The sequence below is a fragment of the Thermoanaerobacterium butyriciformans genome, assembly GCF_017874545.1.
Taxonomy (GTDB): Bacteria; Bacillota; Thermoanaerobacteria; order Thermoanaerobacterales; family Thermoanaerobacteraceae; genus Thermoanaerobacterium; species Thermoanaerobacterium butyriciformans.
Genome location: NZ_JAGGLT010000022.1, coordinates 31,455 through 52,472 on the forward strand (window position 1 = coordinate 31,455; position 21,018 = coordinate 52,472).

Annotated in this window: 21 protein-coding genes; all 21 read left to right on the forward strand. The window is 32.5% G+C overall.

The features are described from left to right. The first annotated feature begins 18 nt into the window (after nt 1-18). The 21 genes from J2Z80_RS09975 (at nt 19) to J2Z80_RS10070 (ending at nt 20,945) form a co-directional block, all read left to right on the forward strand. Nucleotides 19-1,221 carry an acetate kinase gene (locus tag J2Z80_RS09975; RefSeq protein WP_209454261.1) on the forward strand — a complete coding sequence of 401 codons (1,203 nt, stop codon included), beginning with the start codon at nt 19-21 and terminating at the stop codon, nt 1,219-1,221. Between the two features lie 64 nt (nt 1,222-1,285). Beyond that, the gene (locus J2Z80_RS09980) at nt 1,286-1,777 is read left to right on the forward strand and encodes a YceD family protein (RefSeq protein ID WP_192401744.1); all 492 of its coding nucleotides are present in this window, start codon (nt 1,286-1,288) and stop codon (nt 1,775-1,777) included. A 12-nt stretch (nt 1,778-1,789) separates the two neighbouring features. Next, on the forward strand, nt 1,790-1,972 hold the full coding sequence (gene rpmF / locus J2Z80_RS09985; protein WP_013297976.1) for a 50S ribosomal protein L32: 183 nt from the start codon (nt 1,790-1,792) through the stop codon (nt 1,970-1,972). 106 nt (nt 1,973-2,078) lie between these two features. Next, on the forward strand, nt 2,079-2,663 hold the full coding sequence (gene fapR / locus J2Z80_RS09990; RefSeq protein WP_209454262.1) for a transcription factor FapR: 585 nt from the start codon (nt 2,079-2,081) through the stop codon (nt 2,661-2,663). Nucleotides 2,664-2,665: 2 nt separating this feature from the next. After that, a complete protein-coding gene (gene plsX, locus J2Z80_RS09995; RefSeq protein WP_209454263.1) occupies nt 2,666-3,667 on the forward strand; it encodes a phosphate acyltransferase PlsX in 1,002 nt (333 codons plus the stop codon). Continuing rightward, nucleotides 3,654-4,655, forward strand: a complete 1,002-nt coding sequence (locus J2Z80_RS10000; protein WP_209454264.1) for a beta-ketoacyl-ACP synthase III — start codon at nt 3,654-3,656, stop codon at nt 4,653-4,655. The genes plsX and J2Z80_RS10000 overlap by 14 nt, the downstream gene beginning before the upstream one ends. A 10-nt stretch (nt 4,656-4,665) precedes the next feature. After that, entirely contained in the window at nt 4,666-5,610 is a 945-nt protein-coding gene (gene fabK / locus J2Z80_RS10005; protein WP_209454265.1) for an enoyl-[acyl-carrier-protein] reductase FabK, read from the forward strand. Then, on the forward strand, nt 5,610-6,542 hold the full coding sequence (gene fabD / locus J2Z80_RS10010) for an ACP S-malonyltransferase (RefSeq protein WP_209454266.1): 933 nt from the start codon (nt 5,610-5,612) through the stop codon (nt 6,540-6,542). Before fabK ends, fabD begins: the two co-directional genes overlap by 1 nt. Next, nucleotides 6,542-7,285 carry a 3-oxoacyl-[acyl-carrier-protein] reductase gene (fabG, locus tag J2Z80_RS10015; protein WP_209454267.1) on the forward strand — a complete coding sequence of 248 codons (744 nt, stop codon included), beginning with the start codon at nt 6,542-6,544 and terminating at the stop codon, nt 7,283-7,285. Before fabD ends, fabG begins: the two co-directional genes overlap by 1 nt. Nucleotides 7,286-7,325: 40 nt before the next feature. After that, nucleotides 7,326-7,556, forward strand: coding sequence for an acyl carrier protein (gene acpP / locus J2Z80_RS10020; RefSeq protein ID WP_013297969.1), 231 nt, complete (start codon nt 7,326-7,328; stop codon nt 7,554-7,556). Between the two features lie 58 nt (nt 7,557-7,614). Beyond that, nucleotides 7,615-8,844: a beta-ketoacyl-ACP synthase II gene (fabF, locus tag J2Z80_RS10025; RefSeq protein ID WP_209454268.1), complete on the forward strand. Its 1,230-nt coding sequence runs from the start codon at nt 7,615-7,617 to the stop codon at nt 8,842-8,844. Nucleotides 8,845-8,857: 13 nt separating this feature from the next. After that, entirely contained in the window at nt 8,858-9,556 is a 699-nt protein-coding gene (gene rnc, locus J2Z80_RS10030) for a ribonuclease III (RefSeq protein ID WP_209454269.1), read from the forward strand. Further along, the gene (locus J2Z80_RS10035) at nt 9,553-10,617 is read left to right on the forward strand and encodes an elongator complex protein 3 (RefSeq protein WP_209454270.1); all 1,065 of its coding nucleotides are present in this window, start codon (nt 9,553-9,555) and stop codon (nt 10,615-10,617) included. Before rnc ends, J2Z80_RS10035 begins: the two co-directional genes overlap by 4 nt. Before the next feature lie 96 nt (nt 10,618-10,713). Then, nucleotides 10,714-10,974: a stage V sporulation protein S gene (locus J2Z80_RS10040; protein ID WP_013297966.1), complete on the forward strand. Its 261-nt coding sequence runs from the start codon at nt 10,714-10,716 to the stop codon at nt 10,972-10,974. A gap of 75 nt (nt 10,975-11,049) precedes the next feature. Then, nucleotides 11,050-14,601, forward strand: a complete 3,552-nt coding sequence (gene smc / locus J2Z80_RS10045; RefSeq protein WP_209454271.1) for a chromosome segregation protein SMC — start codon at nt 11,050-11,052, stop codon at nt 14,599-14,601. A gap of 16 nt (nt 14,602-14,617) precedes the next feature. Then, the gene (gene ftsY / locus J2Z80_RS10050) at nt 14,618-15,580 is read left to right on the forward strand and encodes a signal recognition particle-docking protein FtsY (protein ID WP_209454272.1); all 963 of its coding nucleotides are present in this window, start codon (nt 14,618-14,620) and stop codon (nt 15,578-15,580) included. Nucleotides 15,581-15,972: 392 nt separating this feature from the next. After that, the gene (locus J2Z80_RS10055) at nt 15,973-16,485 is read left to right on the forward strand and encodes an RNA polymerase sigma factor (protein ID WP_209454273.1); all 513 of its coding nucleotides are present in this window, start codon (nt 15,973-15,975) and stop codon (nt 16,483-16,485) included. After that, the gene (locus J2Z80_RS10060; RefSeq protein WP_245301263.1) at nt 16,478-17,350 is read left to right on the forward strand and encodes a LolA family protein; all 873 of its coding nucleotides are present in this window, start codon (nt 16,478-16,480) and stop codon (nt 17,348-17,350) included. Before J2Z80_RS10055 ends, J2Z80_RS10060 begins: the two co-directional genes overlap by 8 nt. Beyond that, nucleotides 17,329-17,661, forward strand: a complete 333-nt coding sequence (locus J2Z80_RS15010; protein WP_245301264.1) for a hypothetical protein — start codon at nt 17,329-17,331, stop codon at nt 17,659-17,661. The genes J2Z80_RS10060 and J2Z80_RS15010 overlap by 22 nt, the downstream gene beginning before the upstream one ends. Nucleotides 17,662-17,826: 165 nt before the next feature. After that, nucleotides 17,827-20,385: an ABC transporter permease gene (locus J2Z80_RS10065; RefSeq protein WP_209454274.1), complete on the forward strand. Its 2,559-nt coding sequence runs from the start codon at nt 17,827-17,829 to the stop codon at nt 20,383-20,385. Nucleotides 20,386-20,402: 17 nt separating this feature from the next. Next, entirely contained in the window at nt 20,403-20,945 is a 543-nt protein-coding gene (locus J2Z80_RS10070; protein WP_245301265.1) for an ABC transporter ATP-binding protein, read from the forward strand. Nucleotides 20,946-21,018: the final 73 nt, after the last annotated feature.

Consider the following 21,018-nt stretch of genomic DNA (forward strand, 5'->3'; position numbering starts at 1 on the left):
GTATGGAGGATGAAAATTATGAAAATACTTGTTATAAATTGTGGAAGTTCATCATTAAAGTATCAATTAATCGAATCAAAGGATGGAAATGTTTTAGCGAAAGGCCTTGCTGAAAGAATAGGGATAAACGATTCGCTTTTAACACACAATGCAAACGGCGAAAAAATAAAAATAAAAAAAGACATGAAAGACCACAAGGATGCAATTAAATTAGTTTTGGACGCATTGGTAAATAGTGATTACGGTGTTATAAAGGATATGTCAGAAATTGATGCAGTTGGACATAGAGTCGTACATGGAGGAGAATATTTTACTTCATCTGTTCTTATAAATGATGATGTTTTAAAAGCGATAACAGATTGCATAGAATTAGCTCCTCTGCATAACCCTGCAAACATAGAGGGAATTAAAGCTTGCAAACAAATCATGCCAGACGTTCCAATGGTTGCTGTTTTTGATACAGCCTTTCATCAGACAATGCCTGATTATGCTTACTTGTATCCGATTCCTTATGAGTACTATACAAAGTATAAAATTAGAAGATATGGATTTCATGGTACGTCCCATAAATATGTTTCACAAAGGGCGGCAGAAATACTCAATAAACCTATTGAAAGTTTAAAAATTATAACATGTCATCTTGGAAATGGTTCAAGCATAGCTGCAGTTAAAAATGGAAAATCGGTAGATACAAGCATGGGATTTACACCGCTAGAAGGTTTGGCTATGGGAACACGTTCAGGAAGCATTGATCCATCTATAATTTCATATCTAATGGAAAAAGAAAATATTACTGCAGAAGAAGTAGTTAACATATTGAATAAAAAGTCAGGCGTATATGGTATTTCAGGAATAAGCAGTGATTTTAGAGATTTGGAGGATGCTGCTTTTAAAAATGGTAACAAGAGAGCACAACTTGCATTAAATGTATTTGCATATCGTGTAAAAAAGACAATAGGCTCTTACGCAGCAGCAATGGGTGGTGTCGATGTCATTGTGTTTACGGCAGGTATTGGTGAAAATGGTCCTGAAGTAAGAGAGTTTATACTTGATGGATTGGAATTTTTAGGTTTCAAACTAGACAAAGATAAAAATAATGTAAGAGGTAAAGAAGCTATAATATCGACCGCAGATTCAAAAGTATATGTTATGGTTGTGCCGACTAATGAGGAGTATATGATTGCAAAGGATACTGAAAAGATTGTAGAGAGTATAAAATAGTATTCTTGACAAATGTTTACCCCATTAGTATAATTAATTTTGGCAATTATATTGGGGTGAGAAAATGAAAATAGATTTATCAAAGATTAAGGGACATAGGGGACGTAGCATTGAAGTTAATTATGTTGAAAATTTAAGTGTTCTGGAGGCAAATAACGACAGCTACGTAGTCAGCAAACCAATCAGTGTTACAGGAAACATAACGCATGATAGTGAAGGTATAATATTAAAGCTCTTAGTCCGTGGCGCTATTAAGGTTCCATGTGATAGATGCCTTGAGGAATTTGAGCATGAATTTATAATTTCAATAGATGAAATCTTAAATGAAGCTGATGAAGATTATTCATATGAAGTAGAAGATGATAAATTGGATTTAACTAAGATTGTCATTGAAAATGTAGAACTTTCTCTTCCTATGAAGTTTGTTTGCTCACCTGATTGTAAAGGTCTATGTCCTATTTGCGGTAAAAATCTTAATCATGAAAAATGCGATTGCCAAATAAAAGAAGTTGATCCACGCCTTTCAGTTTTGAATAAATTACTGCAGAAAATGTAGGAGGTGTATTTTATGCCAGTTCCAAAGCGTAGGACATCGAAAGCAAGAAGGGACAAAAGAAGACATAGTCATAGTTTAGCAATACCTGCTTATGTATTATGTCCACAGTGCCATGAGCCAAAGTTACCTCACAGAGTTTGTTTAAGCTGTGGTTATTATGATGGCAAAGAGGTATTGAAAGTAGAAGAAAAGTAATGGAGTTAACTCTATTACTTTTCTTTTTATTTCTTGACTTTTATATATTCTGTAATTTATAATTATGAGTAAGTCATAAAAACAACTTATATTTGGAGCTGATAATGTGGCCACTAAGCTAAATAAAAAAGAGAGATTAAGACAATTAAAGATTGAAATAGATAAAAATCCATTTTACACTGATGATGAACTTGCTGAGTTGTTTTCAGTAAGCGTACAGACAATAAGACTTGACAGGATGGAACTTGGAATCCCAGAACTTAGGGAGAGAATTAAAAATGTTGCAGAGGAAAACTATCATAAAGTAAAAGCGATAGTTGGAAGCGAGATAGTTGGTGAGCTTATCGATTTAGAACTGGGCAAAAGTGGCATATCTGTTTTTGAGCCGACACCTGATATGGCTTTTCTAAAGACAAAAATTATTAGGGGACATTATATATATTCACAGGCAGAATCTTTAGCTATTTCTGTAATTGATGCTGATGCTGCATTAATAGGCGTAGCAAATATAAAATATAAATATCCAGTAAGGATAGGTGATCGTCTTGTTGCAAAGGCAGAGGTTATTAGAAGAAGAGGGAATAAATATTTCGTATGGGTTATGATAAAAGTAAAAAATAAGGAAGTTTTTAGAGGTAAGTTTATTTTGGCATCATTAGAAAGTGATAATACTGAAAAGGAGATGCAATAATCTTGAGAATAGCAGTTGATGCTATGGGTGGTGATTATGCACCACTTGAAATAGTAAAAGGGGTTTACAAAGCTTTAGAGAATTTTAACATAGAAATTGTCCTTATAGGGAATAAAGACCATTTAGATAAATATGTTAGAGAAGAAAAAGGTTTGACTGTAGTACATACGACAGAAACAATCACAAACAATGAGCCACCCGTGGCAGCAATCAGGAAAAAGAAAGATTCTTCTATGGCGGTTGGTATTGATATGCTAAAAAAAGGCGAAGTAGATGCTTTTTTATCAGCAGGAAATACTGGTGCATTGATGGCTGGTTCCCTTTTAAAAATTGGTAGGATTAAAGGAATAGACAGACCTGCCTTGGCTCCGATTTTACCAACATTAAATGGTGCTACAATTTTGCTTGATGCAGGATCTAATACTGATTGCAAACCAATAAATCTGTTTCAATTTGCTGTAATGGGAAATGTATATGCACAAAAGATGTTAAATATAGATAATCCTAAAATAGGCTTATTTAATATAGGAGCAGAAGAAGAAAAGGGAAATGAACTGACAAAACAAGTATATGATTTAATCAAAAATTCCCATTTAAACTTTATTGGTAATGTTGAAGGTAGAGATATAGCGTATGGAATTGCTGATGTTGTCACTTGTGATGGATTTGTTGGTAATGCAATATTAAAATCAATGGAAGGAACTGCTTCTGTAATCTCTTCATTGTTAAAACAAGAGCTTCAAAAAAATTTATTGACAAAACTAGGTGCAATTTTAATTTATAATAGCTTAAAAAATATTGTTAAGAAGATGGATTATACGGAATATGGTGGAGCTCCACTTCTTGGTATAAAAAAACCAGTTATTAAAGCACATGGAAGTTCAAAATCAAAGGCAATTTTTAATGCCATAAGACAGGCAAAGACGATCGTTGAAATGGATGTCATATCTCACATACAAAGGGAAATAGAAGTGATTGGAGATGATATAAGTGTCGCAAAATAATACTTTTAAAGCTGGTATTCTGGGGACAGGGAGTTTTCTTCCAGAAAATAAGTTGACAAATAAAGATTTGGAAAAGATGGTTGATACATCTGATGAGTGGATTGTATCCAGGACAGGCATAAAAGAAAGGCGTATAGCTCCGCCATCTATGACAACATCGTATATGGCAACAGAAGCTGCAAAAAAGGCTATTGAAGATGCTAAAATAACTGCTGAAGATATAGATTTAATAATAGTTGCGACTGTAGTTCCAGACATGAACTTTCCATCTACAGCATGTCTTGTGCAAGCGAATATTGGTGCTATAAAAGCAGCAGCATTTGACATAGAGGTTGGCTGTTCCGGATTTATATATGGACTTTCCATAGCAAAACAGTTTATTGAAAATGGTACATATAAGAATGTACTTGTAATAGCTGCTGATGTACTTTCTAAGATAACAAACTGGGAAGATAGAAATACTTGTGTTTTATTTGGGGATGGTGCCGGAGCTGCAATAGTAGGACAAGTAGAAGATGGATATGGAATTTTAGATAATTTTATTGGTGCTGATGGAAAAGGTGGCATGCATCTTTATATGCCTGCTGGTGGATCACGAATGCCTGCTTGTGAGGAATCTGTTAAGAATAAACTGCATACAATTCACATGAATGGACAGGAAGTTTTTAAATTTGCCGTAAATGTTATGAATACTGCTACTATAGAAGTTTTAAATAGATGCGGGTTAAAACCCGAAGATGTAGATATTTTTATACCGCATCAGGCTAATATCAGAATAATAGATGCAGCAATAAAAAAATTAAAATTGTCTAAAGAAAAAGTTTTTATAAATCTTGATAAATATGGCAATATGTCTGCGGCGTCTGTTGCTGTTGCGTTGGATGAAGCTTTGAAAGCTGGTAAAATAAAAAATGGTGATATTATACTGATGGTAGCATTTGGAGCTGGCTTGACATGGGGTTCAACTGTAATAAAGTGGTTTAAATAGGGGTGAAGATATGTTAAATACAAAAATTACGGATTTATTTGGTTTGAAATATCCTATATTTCAAGGTGGAATGGCATGGGTTGCAACAGCTGAGTTAGCTGCTGCAGTTTCAAATGCCGGCGGTCTTGGCATTATTGGTGCAGGAAATGCACCTGCAAGCTTTGTAAGAGAGCAAATACAGAAAGCCAGAAGATTGACTGATAAACCTTTTGGTGTTAATGTAATGTTGATGTCGCCGTTTGTGGATGAGGTAATGGAAATAGTTTTAGAAGAAAGAGTAAGTATGATAACGACAGGTGCTGGCAATCCAGGAAAATATATAAGTAGATTAAAAGAAAGAAATATAAAAGTTGTGCCAGTTGTACCATCTGTTGCATTGGCTAAAAGAATGGAATCTATTGGTGCAGACGCAGTAATAGCAGAGGGAACAGAATCAGGAGGGCATATAGGTGAGCTTACAACTATGGCTCTTGTGCCGCAAGTTGTTGATGCTGTTAGTATTCCTGTAATAGCAGCAGGTGGTATTGGTGACGGTAGAGGTGTTGCAGCTGCTTTTTGCCTTGGAGCATCTGGTGTACAACTGGGTACACGATTTGTGTGTTCGACAGAATGCACAGCAAATGAAAAATACAAGCAGTATATTGTAAATGCAAAGGACAGAGATGCAGTTGTAACAGGAAGGGCGACTGGACATCCAGTCAGGTCTTTAAAGAACCACCTTACAAGAGAATTTGAAAAAGCCGAGCAAAATGGAGCGTCTAAAGAGGAACTGGAGAAATTAGGAGAAGGCAAATTGAGGGATGCTGTAGTATATGGTGACGTTTTAAATGGTTCTGTTATGGCTGGTCAAATATCAGGTCTTATAAGCGATATAAAGCCTGCAAAAGAGATAATAGAAGAACTTTTTGATGATGCTAAAAAGATTATTAAAAATCTATACGGAGGCTTTGAATAATGAAAATTGCATTTATTTATCCAGGTCAAGGTGCACAATACGCTGGAATGGGAAAAGAAATATATGATAACTTTAGTGAAGCAAAAGAAGTTTTTGAAGAAGCTAATGATTCATTAGGATATGATATTGCAAAGCTTTGTTTTGAAGGTCCCGATGAAGAACTTATGAAAACTGAAAACACTCAACCAGCTATTTTGACGGTAAGCATTGCATTGACAAAAGTTTTGTCAAATAAAGGCATAAAAGCAGATGTAACTGCTGGTTTAAGTTTAGGAGAATACAGTGCACTTGTATATTCAGGTGCATTGTCGTTTAAAGATGCAGTGAGACTTGTAAAAAAGAGAGGCGAATATATGCAAAATGCTGTTCCCATCGGAATCGGAGGAATGGCAGCAATAATAGGACTTGATAATGAAACTGTAGAAAACATATGCTATGATGTAAAAGATGTCGGAATTGTGGAGCCGGCCAATTATAATTGTCCAGGTCAGCTATCAATAGCAGGTGAAATTAAAGCATTGGAAAAGGCTGTTGAGCTGGCTAAGGTTAAAGGTGCGAAAAAAGCTGTTATGCTTCCAGTAAGTGCTCCATTCCACTGCTGCATGCTTAAAGAAGCTGGCTTTAAGTTAGAAGGAGATTTGAAACAAATCTATACATATGATATGTCTGTTCCTGTCATAACTAATGTTACTGCAGATTACCTGAAGATGGATGAAGTGAAGAAGATGTTGGTAAGACAGGTAAGCAGCCCTGTTTTGTGGGAACAATCTATACGAAGAATGATTGAAGATGAGGTGGATACATTTATTGAGATAGGTCCAGGGAAAACTCTGACAGGATTCATGAAAAGGATAGATAAGACCAAAAAAGCGTTAAATTTTGAAGATATGGGTACGCTTGTTAAACTTCTATCGAGTTTGGAGGTGAATTAATGGAAAAGGAAATAAAGACGGCATTAGTGACAGGAGGCGGAAGAGGAATAGGCAAGGCAATTACTTTAAAACTAGCAGAAGATGGTTACAATGTCGTTATTAATTATTCAAAAAGTTCGAAAGATGCTGATGACACAGTACTAGAAGCTAAGAAATTAGGTGTAGATGCATATGCAGTGAAATGTGATATTTCTGATTACAAAGAAGTAGAAAAAATGATCGACAACATTATAGAAAAATTTGGACATATCGATGTTGTAGTTAATAATGCCGGAATTACAAAAGACAATTTGATTCTTCGAATGTCAGAAGAAGATTGGGATAATGTGATAGATATAAATTTAAAAGGGACTTTTAATGTAATAAAATTTGTTTCTAAGTATATGATAAAAAGAAGAAAAGGTAAAATTATAAATATATCCTCAGTAGTAGGTATTGTTGGAAATGTTGGACAGGTAAATTATGCATCATCAAAGGCGGGAATTATTGGATTGACAAAATCTTTGGCTAAAGAATTAGCATCGCGGGGCATTACAGTCAATGCAGTTGCGCCGGGTTTTATTGAAACAGATATGACAAAAATATTAAGTGATTCTGTAAAATCTACAATGATAAATTCAATTCCATTAAAAAGAGCAGGAAAACCACAGGATATAGCAAATGTCGTGTCTTTTCTTGCTAGCAATGCTTCAGATTATATTACAGGACAAGTAATTAATGTTGACGGGGGAATGGTAATGTAATATTATTCTAATATGGGTGTTTTGAGAGGAGGTGAACTTTATGGAATTTGAAAAGATTAGAGATATTATTGTAGAGCAGTTAGGCGTAGATCCAGAAGAAGTTACTATGGAATCATCTTTTATAGATGACCTTGGAGCAGATTCTCTAGATATTGTTGAGTTAATCATGGCACTTGAGGAAGAATTTGATGTTGAAATTCCTGATGAAGATGCAGAAAAAATAAAAACTGTAGGTGATGTAGTGGAGTATCTGAAAAATCTTGAAAAATAATACTAAGTCCCGCAAAGGCGGGACTTAATTCGATAATTTATTTAACGGAGGATTATTTATGAACAGAGTTGTAATAACTGGTATAGGAGCTATAACTCCAATCGGTAATAATATAGATGAGCTGTGGGATTCACTTATTAACGGCAGATCTGGAATTGATAAAGTCACGAGATTTGATGTTTCCTCATATCCTACAAAATTAGCAGCTGAAGTAAAAAATTTTGAACCAACTGAATATATAGATAAAAAAGAAGCCAAAAGAATGGATAGATTTACACAGTTTGCACTGTCATCTGCAAAAATGGCTTTGATTGATTCTGGGCTTGATTTAGAAAAAGAAGATCTAGATAGAATCGGTGTTATATATGGTTCTGGAATAGGCGGTATAGAAACACTAGAAAATCAACAAAATATACTAAAGGAGAAAGGGCCTGGCAGAGTAAGTCCGTTTTTTGTTCCAATGATGATAGCAGATATGGCAGCAGGACTTATATCAATTACTTTTGGCCTTAAAGGCCACAATGAGACAATAGTCAATGCATGTGCATCTAGTACGAACGCCATAGGTGATGCCTTCAAGGTTATTGAACGAGGTGATGCAGATGTAATTGTGACAGGCGGAAGCGAAGCTGCTATAACACCTCTAGCAATTGCGGGATTTTGCTCGATGAAGGCAATGTCAACAAATGATGATCCTAAAACAGCATGTAGACCATTTGATGCAAATAGAGATGGTTTTATAATGGGAGAAGGTTCGGCTACGCTTATACTTGAATCACTAGAACATGCTTTAAATAGAGGTGCACATATTTATGGCGAAATTGTAGGCTACGGAGCTACTGCTGATGCATATCATATTACGGCTCCAGCACCTGAAGGCGAAGGTGCTGCAAGGGCGATGAAACTTGCATTAAAGGATGCTGGCATTGTTCCCGAAGATATAGATTATATTAATGCCCATGGAACTTCCACAGAATACAATGACAAGTATGAAACTATGGCAATTAAAAATGTATTTGGGCAACATGCGTACAAACTAAAAGTTAGTTCAACAAAATCTATGACCGGTCATATGCTTGGTGCATCAGGAGCTGTTGAAGCAGTAGCAACGATACTGGCGATTAAGAATGGAATTGTTCCACCTACGATTAATTATGAAACGCCAGATCCTGAATGTGATTTAGACTATGTACCTAATAAAGCATTAGAAATGGAAATAGATTATGCTTTATCAAATTCATTTGGTTTTGGAGGCCACAATGCAACATTAGTATTTAAAAAATATTGAAAGAGGAACAATCATGGAAATCAGTAATAAATACAATAATCTGGAGAAAAACATACGTTATGTTTTTAACAACAAAAAATTGCTTAAAAATGCGCTAACACACAGTTCATGGGCAAATGAAAGCAAAAATGCAGGCATAAGCAATGAAAGATTAGAATTTTTAGGAGACTCTGTTTTAAGCATTATAATTAGTGAATACTTGTATAAAAACAGAAGCGACTTAGAAGAAGGATATTTGTCTAAGTACAGGTCTGAAATAGTTTGTGAACCTTCCCTTGCCAGATGTGCCAGAGAAATAGATCTTGGCAAATATTTGCTTATGGGAAAGGGCGAAGAGATGACTGGTGGCCGCAATAGAGAGTCTATTCTTGCAGATGCTATGGAGGCATTGATAGCGGCTATTTATCTGGATTCAGATCTTAAAACTGCGAGTGATATAGTTTTAAGGCTTTTTGATGAAATAATAAAAGAAGTATTAAGCGGACTAATATATCGTGATTATAAGACAAAACTGCAAGAAGTTACGCAGAAAATGGGGTCAGAAAAAATAATCTATAAACTAATAAATGAATATGGACCTGATCATAACAAAATGTTCGTAATAGAAGTTTATGTTGGTGAAAATAAGCTTGGCAGAGGCATAGGAAGAAGCAAAAAGGAAGCTGAACAATATGCTGCCATGGAAGCTTTAAATAAGATGGGATTGAAATGAATAATATTTATATTATACCAATTTTTATACCACATTTAGGGTGTCCACATAAATGCGTGTTTTGCAATCAAGATGAGATTACTGGTTTTAAATCCAAGGTTGATGAAGAATATGTAGATAATACTATAAAGGAATATCTAAAAACTATACCAAGAGAATCGCATATTGAAGTCTCTTTTTATGGGGGAAGTTTTACTGGAATACCTTTAGAAAAGCAAAAAAAATTTTTAAGCATAGCACAAAATTATATTAAATCTGGTGAAATTGATGCAATACGCCTTTCAACAAGACCTGACTATATAGATGATGCTATTCTTGAAAATTTAAAAAAATATGGTGTCTCAATTATAGAACTTGGTGTACAAAGCATGGATGAAGAGGTATTGCTGAAAACCCTGAGAGGTCATACTGCAAATGATGTTTGCAATGCTTCAAGATTAATAAAGCAATATGGCTTTACATTAGGGTTACAAATGATGATAGGTTTGCCTGGAGATAACAAGCAGAAATCGTTAAAAACGGCTAATGAAATAATTTCTCTGCAGCCAGAGTTTGTAAGAATTTACCCAACTCTTGTGGTAAAAGGCACTTATCTTGAAAAGATGTATAGAAATGGTGTATATGAACCGATTGATTTAGAAAGTGCCGTAGAATTGTCAAAAATACTGTATATAAAATTTAAAAAAAATGGTATAGATGTGATTAGAATCGGTTTACAAGCAACAGACGATATTAATGTTAATAGTGATATTGTGGCAGGTCCTTTTCACCCTGCTTTTGGGCAATTAGTTAAATCATCAATTGTGAAAGATATTTTAGATAGTATATTTCAAAATAACGGCATAGAAGATGGATTAGTAGATATTTATACTAATCCTCGGGCAACATCAACTTTAGTAGGACAAAAAAAGAGAAATAAGATTTATTTAGAAACAAAATATAATACAGAAATAAGGATAATTCAAACATCTGATATTCCGGAAGATAGTGTATATGTAGGATTTAATGGTCAATTGTATAAAGACTCGATGGAAAACTACATAAATAAGTCCACTATATAATCTTTAAAAAAATTTTTATAAAAAGAAGGATTTGATAAATATATATAGAATATATATTTTGTATTCATTTTCAATTCTACTAAGGAGGTTATTATAGTGGAGGTTCTAAAAGTATCAGCTAAATCTCAACCTAAATCTGTAGCAGGAGCGTTGGCAGCAGTATTAAGAGACAAGTCTGTAGCTGAAATACAGGCTGTTGGAGCAGGAGCCGTAAATCAAGCTGTTAAAGCGATAGCAATCGCAAGAGGATTTGTGGCACCTAATGGTATAGATTTAATTACTATACCAGCTTTTTCAGAAATAGAAATAGAAGGGGAGACCCGGACAGCTATAAAGTTCATAGTAGAGCCAAGATAATTAAAACCTGCTGATGCAGGTTTTAATTATCTTTTATAAATTACTTTTTTCAACATTAAAAACTTGGAGGGTCTTATGTTTTTAAAAAGATTAGAAATAATAGGATTTAAATCCTTTGCTGATAAAGTTATATTAAATTTTGAAAAGGGAATAACGGCGATAGTTGGTCCAAATGGAAGTGGCAAAAGTAACATATCGGATGCTGTAAGGCTTGTTTTAGGGGAACAGAGCATTAAAAGCTTAAGAGGTAATAAATTAGAAGACGTAATATTTGTGGGCACTGAAAAGAGAAAGCCTTTAAGTTTTGCAGAAGTAACTTTAACGTTGGATAATAGTGACCACATGCTTCCTTTGGATTTTACGGAAGTCGTTATTACCAGAAAAATATTCAGATCTGGTGAAAGTGAATTTTATATTAATAAAACTCAATGCAGGCTAAAAGACGTATATGAATTGTTTATGGATACAGGAATTGGGAGAGATGGATATTCTATCATTGGTCAAGGTAAAATAGACGAGATATTAGTATCACGACCAGAAGATAGAAGACAAATTTTTGAAGAAGCATCTGGAATATCAAAGTACAAATACAAAAAAGAAGAGGCCATAAAGAAGTTGATTGCTACTAACGAAAACATAAATAGAATAAATGATATATTATGTGAGCTTCAAAATCAATTAGAGCCGCTATATGAGCAAAAAGAAAAGGCTGAAATGTATACAAAATTGCAAGAAGAGAAAAAACGAGTAGATATAACAATACATTATTTTGATGTAGAGGAATTATTTAAAAAACTAAATAATCTTAAAGAAGAACAAGATGTTATTGAAAAAGAGATATTAAAATTTCAATCGGAAATTGAAGAACGAAAGAAAACTCTTGATAATGAAGAATCAAAAATCAACAATTTGAAGAAAGAATTAGATATAAACAAAGAAAATTATTTTAATTCTTTAAATGATATGGAAACTATAAATGGCAAAATAGACCTTTTAAACGAAAAAATTAAAAATAGCCAAGAAAATATAGATAGGTTAAAAAAATCATTAGATGAAGGTAAAATTAAATCTACTACAATATTGAAAGAAATAGAGAATATTAAAAATGATATAAAGAGATTAGAATCAAGAAAGATGGAATTAGAGGCAAATCTAAATGATCTGACTTTGAAATATGATTCGACAAAAGAAGAAGCTGATATGAAGCAAATAGAAGTGGAAACTGCTAAGGAAGACATCGTAGACATTTTGAATGAGATTGCAGAAAATAAAAACAATCTTTCAACTACTGAAATAATGAGAGATAACTTATTGGAAAAATTAAATGAATTAAATAAAACACAAGGAATGTTGCTTGACGATATAAACAATAAAAAAGAAGAAATAATTAAAATAAGCAGTAATATACAGTCGCTTAAAGATGAAATAAAAAAAATGTATAGTGAAAAGAATTCTATTGAAACTGATTTAAATGCTTTAGAAAATGAAATTAAAATCAAAAATGAAGAATATGGAAGAATGCTAAATGAATACAATAGTAATTTATCAAGGCTGAAAGTCTTAAGAGAAATGGACAGAGATTATGAAGGGTATAGCTACAGCATAAAGAACTTAATGAAATACATTGAAACTGATAACAAAGTTAAGCAAAATGTATTAGGTGTTGTCGGTGAGCTGATTAAAGTAAAAAGTGAACATTCATTGGCTATTGAAATAGCTTTAGGCTCAGCTATTCAAGATGTCATCACAAAAACTACAGAAGATGCAAAAAATTTAATATCGATCTTAAAGAAAAACAATTTTGGAAGAGCGACATTTTTACCCCTTGATAATATAAGCTATAAATCATTTGATCAATCGCTAGATAATGTCGATGGTGTTGTAGGATTGGCTTCTGATATAATAGAGTACGACAAAAGAATTGAGAAAGCTATAAAATTTATTTTAGGAAGAGTAATAATAACAAAGGATATTGATACGGCACTTTTACTGACAAGAAAATTTAAAAACCAATTTAAAATAGTCACATTAAAAGGTGAAGTTATAAATCCTGGTGGCTCAATAACTGGCGGAAGCATTAATCATAAATCTCAAAACATATTAAAACGCAAGGAAGACATTAAATATGCAAGTATGAGATGTAAAGAATTAGAAAAAGATCTAAAAGAATTGGAAAAGTCAAAAGAAGACTTAACAAGAAAGACAGAAACAATCAAGGAAAAGCTGGATAATGTATTAAAGGATATTAACAATAGAGAAAATACTTTTGATGAATATACAAAGAACAAAGCGACTTTAGAGAGCGAAATTGAAAAAATATACGCTACTATAAAAGACAACGAAATAGAAAAAAGTCAATTAGAAGAAGTTATAAAAAGCTATAACAAAGAAATTGAAAGTTATAAGGGTAAAATTTCTATCCTCAGTGAAAAAAAATCATCATTAGACAAAATAATTAAAGACTACAAAGATAACCGTGATAATAATAATGGCTTATTAAGTAAGTTGGAGGCAGAAATTACAAATTTAAAGATAGAATTGGCAAGATATGAGCAAAATTTACAAAATGATATTTCTAAGTTAAATGAAAAACAATTAGAATATGAAAATACGATAAAATACATCAGTGAAATTGAGAACAACCTTAATAAATATGGAAATTCTAAAATAATTTATGAAGAAGCTAAGCAAAAGTCTATAGAGGAAAATAATGCTTTAAAAGATAAGTTAAAATTGACCAGTGATAAGATACAAAAACTTGAAGATATGTTGAATCAGAAAGTAGATAAAATCAATGATGCTAAAAATGAGTTAATTATTTTGGAGAAGGAACACTCAAAGAGATTAGAAAAAAAACGAAGCTTGGATTTAAATATTCAAAAGATTGAGATGGAAATAGAGAATATTAAAAATCGCCTTTGGGAAGATTATGAAATAACAATTGGAAATGCTAAATCCTACTTAATCGATGAAAGCATTTCAACATTGAGGCAACGCTCATTAAAACTTGCTGCAATGATAAGAGATTTGGGCGTAGTCAATCTAAATTCTATAGAGGAATATAAAAATGTGAAGGAAAGATTTGATTTTTTAAAAAAGCAATATGATGATTTAGTAGATGCAAGAAATTCTCTTAACTCTATTATTGACGAGACAAATAAAATTATAAAAATAAAATTTAAAGATAATTTTGAATTAATTGAAGCCCAATTTAAAGAGACATTTAAAAAATTGTTTGGTGGCGGACGGGCTGAATTGATTTTAACAGATCCAGATGATCTGTTGAATACCGGAATAGAGATCAATGTTCAGCCGCCTGGTAAAAAATTGCAGAATATTTCTCTTTTATCTGGTGGTGAGAAAGCATTAGTTGCAATATCATTATTGTTTGCTATGATATTAATAAGACCTACTCCGTTCTGTATACTTGATGAGATTGATGCAGCACTTGATGATGCAAATGTTGATAGGTTTGCATCCTACCTGAAGGAACTTTCTAAAGATTCACAGTTTATTGTTGTCACACATAGAAAAGGTACGATGTCTGTAGCTGATACATTATATGGAGTAACGATGCAGGAGAAAGGCATCTCGAAATTATTATCATTGAAATTAGAAACTGCTTAGAAAGGAATGCAAAAGTATGTTAAATTTTTTCAAGAAAAACAAAAAAGAAGATGCTAATTTAGAAAAAGATAAAAAGGGGCTATATCAAAAATTAAAAGATGGTTTAACTAGGACAAGAAATAATTTTACGGCAAAAATTGATAGCATTTTATCTTTAGGAAGAAAAATAGATGATGAATTATTTGAAGAATTAGAAGAAATTTTGATTTTAGCCGATGTTGGTGTTGTTACTACTGAAAAAATTATAGAAAATATGAAAATTAAGGCAAAAGAGCAAAAGATAAAAGAAGCCGATAAGATAAAGGATCTACTTGCAGAAGAAATATACAATATCATGGAAGTTAATGAAAGACCATTTAATATAACATCTCCAACTCTGATCTTAATTGTCGGCGTAAATGGTGTTGGCAAAACAACTACAATAGGTAAACTTGCCAATAAATATAAAAATGAAGGTAAAAAGGTCTTGCTTGTAGCTGCAGATACGTTTAGAGCTGCAGCAATAGATCAATTAGAAGTTTGGGCTGGCAGAAATAATTGTGAAATTATAAAACATGAAGAAGGTTCTGATCCAGCGTCAGTAGTATTTGATGGTATAAAAGCGGCAAAGGCGAGAGGTGCTGACATAATTTTGTGCGATACAGCAGGAAGGCTCCACAACAAAAAAAATCTCATGGAGGAACTAAAAAAAATATATAGAGTAGCTCAAAGAGAATTTGATAATGCAAATATTGAAACTTTATTAGTTTTAGATGCTACAACGGGTCAAAATGCGGTACAGCAAGCAAAAATCTTTAAAGAAGCAGTAAATGTAACAGGAATTATTTTGACGAAGCTTGATGGTACAGCAAAAGGCGGCATTGTAATATCGATAAAATCCGAACTTGATATACCAGTAAGGTTTATTGGCGTAGGAGAGGGAATTGACGACCTTCAAGAATTTGATTCAGAAAAATTTGTCAGAGCATTGTTTGAATGATCTTATCAAATGAAGGATTATAAGCCAGGTGAAAACCTGGCTTAGCTAGTATTGTTAGAATGCTTATTATATAAGGAAATAATAAATGTTCTTGAAAACATTGATAATAGAAAGGAACTTATAAAAGTTTACGTAAAATTATCTATATTATACCTTGAATATGATGATATAGCGAATTGTGGCCATTATTTAAAAAAGATAGAAAGTATCATGAATAATGAAATACTGTATTATTTAAAACATCTAATTAAGTTCCTCAAAAGTTAAATAAAATTCTCGACAGTATCTCTTTTTTTTTAAGTTGACATTTTGTATTACATAAATATTTATGTGAGACCTTTTTATAATTTTTACGTCTTATATTATAGATGCAGTTTATGTGGGAGGTTAAAATGGATTATCCAGATCTTGAATATTTATGCGATAGAACATGGCCGTTATTATTTAAATACGTCTATTATAGAGTGAATAATGTGGATGATACAAATGATATTGTTCAAGAAACATATTTGAGGGCAATTAAAAATTTTGAAAACGTGCGGGATAAAAAATTTTTTTTGCCTTATTTAAAAAGCATTGCTAGGAATATTATGATAGATAAATACAGAGAAAAGAAAATAAGTGATATACATTTTAATGAAATGAATGTGGAGATGTTTTCTGATAACGTAATGTTAGAAGAATATGTTGTAAATCTTGAAGAGAAAGATCGCCTTTATTCTTGCCTATTGTCTTTGCCTGAAAAATACAGAACAGTTATAGAACTTCGCATTATAGAAGGTCTCAGCCTAAAAGATTGCGCAAAGATATTGGGCAAGAGTACATCAAGCATAAAAAATATTCAGTATAGAGCAATAATTAAATTGCGTGAATTGATGAAAAAGGAGGTATTGCGAAATGAATAGTGATGACCTTAATAAGCTTATTGATGAATTAAATATTAACAGTGAATCGGCTTTTGATGATGAAGAAACGATATCACTGCTAAAAAATTTAAAAGATTTAAAAGATACCTATTATAAAGACAAAGATGTGATTAAAAGCATCAAAGCTAAAAGAAGGAGAAAGTCATCGCTTATTGCTGCCACCTTGATATTCTTCACATCAATACAATTATTTAATTTACCTTTAATAGGTACAAAAATCGGAGATGGTACCTTATCACCATCTTATAATATCGTTTATGCAATGCAGAAGACCTATAATAGTGTGAAAACCATAGTACTTGATACAAACATAGTAGAGACAAATATAAAAAATAATAAAGTGATAAAAAAGGAGTTCTGGAAAGAAATATATGCAGGGCCATTAAGCTATCGAATGGAGGGGTGTGATCAAATATTGATTGCTGATGGCACTAAGACACTGAACTATGATAAAAAATCGAAAAAAGGTGTTTTGAAATGGACTAATCCATTGGCATCACCTGTGTTGAAACTAAAATCGCAAGTGGACGATATATATAAATATGGTAATTATAAACTGGTTGGCAGTGAAAATTTAGACGGTATCGACACTAATGTAATTAAAGTTGAGACAAAAATAAAAAAAAGTAAAGCAAAGTTTAGAATAAAAACAGACACATACTGGATTGACAAAAAGACAAATTTTATAGTTAAACATGAAGAACTAAATGGAGATGTCAAAAGAATAGTAACATATAATATAGATTTCAATACATTAGTAAATAAGGATGATTTAAAGCCAAATTTGCCAGAATTGTATATGTATATAATACTTTTGACAACATGTATATATTTAACTCAATAGAAGATGCTAAAAAAGCATCAGATGATGTAATTATACCTGATAAACTTCCCACAGGCTTAAAATTCTTCAATGCATGGAAATACAAAAAAGATCCTAATCCATCTAATCCTTATAATCACTCTATTCAATTGTGCTATTACAATGAAGATTACACTAAAGTAGTTTATATAGAAGAGTTTAAAAAAGGCGATAAAATACTTGTAAAGATTTCTACAAATTTCGTACATGGTGAACTAAAACCTACAATAGATGACTTAAAATCAAAGTACAGAAATATTGATATTACTCTGTCAGAGTTAAGTGTTTATTGATTAATACTGAGGGATTCTTTATAAAAATCAGTGCAATTATATATTTTGCAGCACGGGATTTTGTGGCGAATCAATATGGTATGTGTGTGAGTCATTCTTATGATTCAAACGTCTTTATATAGAGGAGGTTATGCATGAACTATATAAATACAGGGGTTGATAGAAATGAAGGTATATATATATTTAGCATTATCATATCTGAAAAAACAAAGAGGAAGGACGATTGCTTTAGTATTAGGTGTCGCCTTGGCAGTAATGCTTGTATTTGGTACTAACGTTATATTTGAAAGCCAGAGCAGAAATCAGCTTGCTAATATTTACAAAATGTATGGAACATATCAGGGCATATTTACTAATCTAAATAAAGACTTGACTGAGAAAATAAAAAATGATAAAGACGTAAGTAAATCTGCAGTAGCAGCTAATCTAGGAAATCTCGTTACTGATAATGGAATTTCAATGATATTAAATTCAACAGACAAAGACTACATAGAGATGAATGGATACACTCTTACAAAAGGTCATTTGCCAAATAAGCAAGGAGAAATAGTATTAGAATCACAGGCTTTAAAAAAGATGGGACTTAAAGAAAAGCTGGGTAAGACAATAAATTTTAAAATCAAAAAGGAATATAAAGATGAAAACGGCCTGAACCAAATATACATAGAAAACAAGTTGTTCAAATTAGTAGGGATATTAGATAAGCCCAAACAATATTATGATGGATACTATTCACTGAGAGGATTTACATACTTTAAAGAAGGTGAAAAAAATGTACTGCCTGACAATCTTATAACATATGAAGAAATCGTCAAATTGAAATCAAAGGCTAATCTATCGGGTCAGTTGAATCAGATAAGAGAGAGGTATAATATAGGAAGATGGGATTATGACCTAAATATACAACTGGTAACAGCACTTGATGATTACAGTTCTCAAAATACGAATGCTTCTGTACGTCATTTTAATATTTTGATAGTAATTACAGCGATTCTTCTTATATATAACATGTTTAACATATCTTTAATAGACATGATAAAACAAATAGGCATGATGAGGGCTATAGGGTCGTCAAAGAAACAAGTGAGACTGATAATAGGATTTCAAAGCTTATTTATTCTCATCATTGGATTATCTCTTGGTCTATTGATGGGTATTGCATTTTCATATATTGGGATGAAGTTGTTTAACTTTGCATTTTTAGATGTATCACAATCAACAGTGTACATAAGTGCGAAAAACATATGGAATGCAGTAATAGTCGGTACAGCAACAGTCATATTATCAAGTATAATACCCATATGGATGTCAGGAAGGATATCACCAATAGAAGCTATGAGAAAGAGCGATAGATCAGGTGGAAAACAAAGAAATAGAGGATACCATAAGTTTATAAAAAAGATATCTGGGATAACAGGTGAGATGGCATATAAAAATGTGTGGAGAAATAAGTGGAGGACTATAATAATAGTTGTATCAGCAGCAATGGCAGGATATTTATTTATAGATGATATTGCATTTCTTAACAACCGAGATGCGGTGTATAATACAACACCGTATGTTTTAAACATGCATGACTATGATTTTAAATTGTTGTTTGGTCCAAATATAGATCTATATTTTACAGGTTATACAAATGATGATGTAAAAGCCATATCTCAGATAGAAGGAGTGAAAAAAGTAGGTACAAAGGTATCTATGGAAGGTTTTTTGGAATCTGATGTAAATGATTTAGATAATGACTTTAAAAAGTACAATGGAATTTCAGATACAAATAGAAATGTGGAAACAACGATAGAAGTAAAAGGCTATGATGATGATCAGTTGCAGGGATTTAAGAAGTATATAGATAAAGGGTACATGTCATCGCTGAATACTTCATCAGATAAATATCCAAATGCAATAGTATTTAATTACTATTATGATATTTTTAAACATAAGCTTGAGGGAATTAGAAAAGATTTAAAAGTTGGTGATACCATGACAATAAGGATTCCTGTTATCAGAAATGGCAAAATAGCATATGAAGAGGAAAATATCAGAGTAGGTGCACTATTAAAGCAGGAATGGACAGCTAAAGGTGACAGTACACGGGGAGCCAGGATGGAGATAATCCTTCCTCAAAAGTACTTAATGACCATTTCAGGGAAAAGTACATATGACCAGATCAGTGTGCAGTCTGAGGCGGAAAAGGACACTTATGTGTATGATAGTATAAACAAGATTCTAAAGGACAAGCCTTTTGCAGGTGTGGAAAGCAAGCTAAGTTATATAGAAAAGAGCCAAAAAGGATTTACGGGAGTATTGAAATCAGACATGGTGATCGTAGCATTGATATTACTAATAGCAGGCATGAATGTATATAATACGCTAAAAACCAACTTATTGATACGTACAAATGAGTTTTCCACACTTAGAGCAATAGGCATGACAGTCAAGCAGCTTAAAAGCATGATAATAAAAGAATCGATTATTTATGGCCTTTTAAGCAGCATAATAGCGGCTTTAATAGGCAGTTATAACGTTTATTCATTTTACAGTTTGGTAAACAGGCAGTACAAGGCTGGATTTAACATAAGCGAAAGGCTGCAATTTAAATTTCCAGTTATACCAATACTATTGTACAGTGCTATAGTTATTGTTATATGCATATTGTCATCTTATGTATCTGCAAAGAAAGTAGAAAAGCTTAATATAGTAGAAGGTCTAAATATAATCGAATAAAAGATGAGGTGGAGATTATGGGCATATTAGAGACAGTAAAATTGACTAAGACATACGGCAAAGGTGACAATAAAGTAGAGGCTTTAAAGGAAGTATCAGTTTCTATAGAAAATGGAAAATTCACTACTATAGTAGGCCCCAGCGGTTCAGGTAAGAGTACGCTGCTTCACTGCATGGCAGGACTAGATGTGCCTACATCAGGTGAAGTATTATTAAATGGTGAGAATATATTTAATCTATCAGAAGAAAAACTTTCGATACTGAGAAGGCGAAACTTCGGATTTGTATTTCAAAGCTTTAACCTTATACCAGTTATAGACGTGTATGAAAATATAACATTGCCAGTATCATTAGATAATAAAAAAATAGATAAGGACTACATATCGGAAATAATAGAAATTTTAGGACTAGAGAGCAAGATAAAAAGCTTTCCAAATGAACTCTCAGGAGGACAGCAGCAAAGAGTAGCAATAGCAAGGGCACTATCAAACAAACCAGATATAATATTTGCAGATGAACCAACAGGTAATTTAGACAGTAAGAGTGATTTCGGAAACTAATTTCCAGCAGCATACAATGACATAAATTAGATATTAGATACAAAAAATAACAATGATTTTGCGATAAAAATAA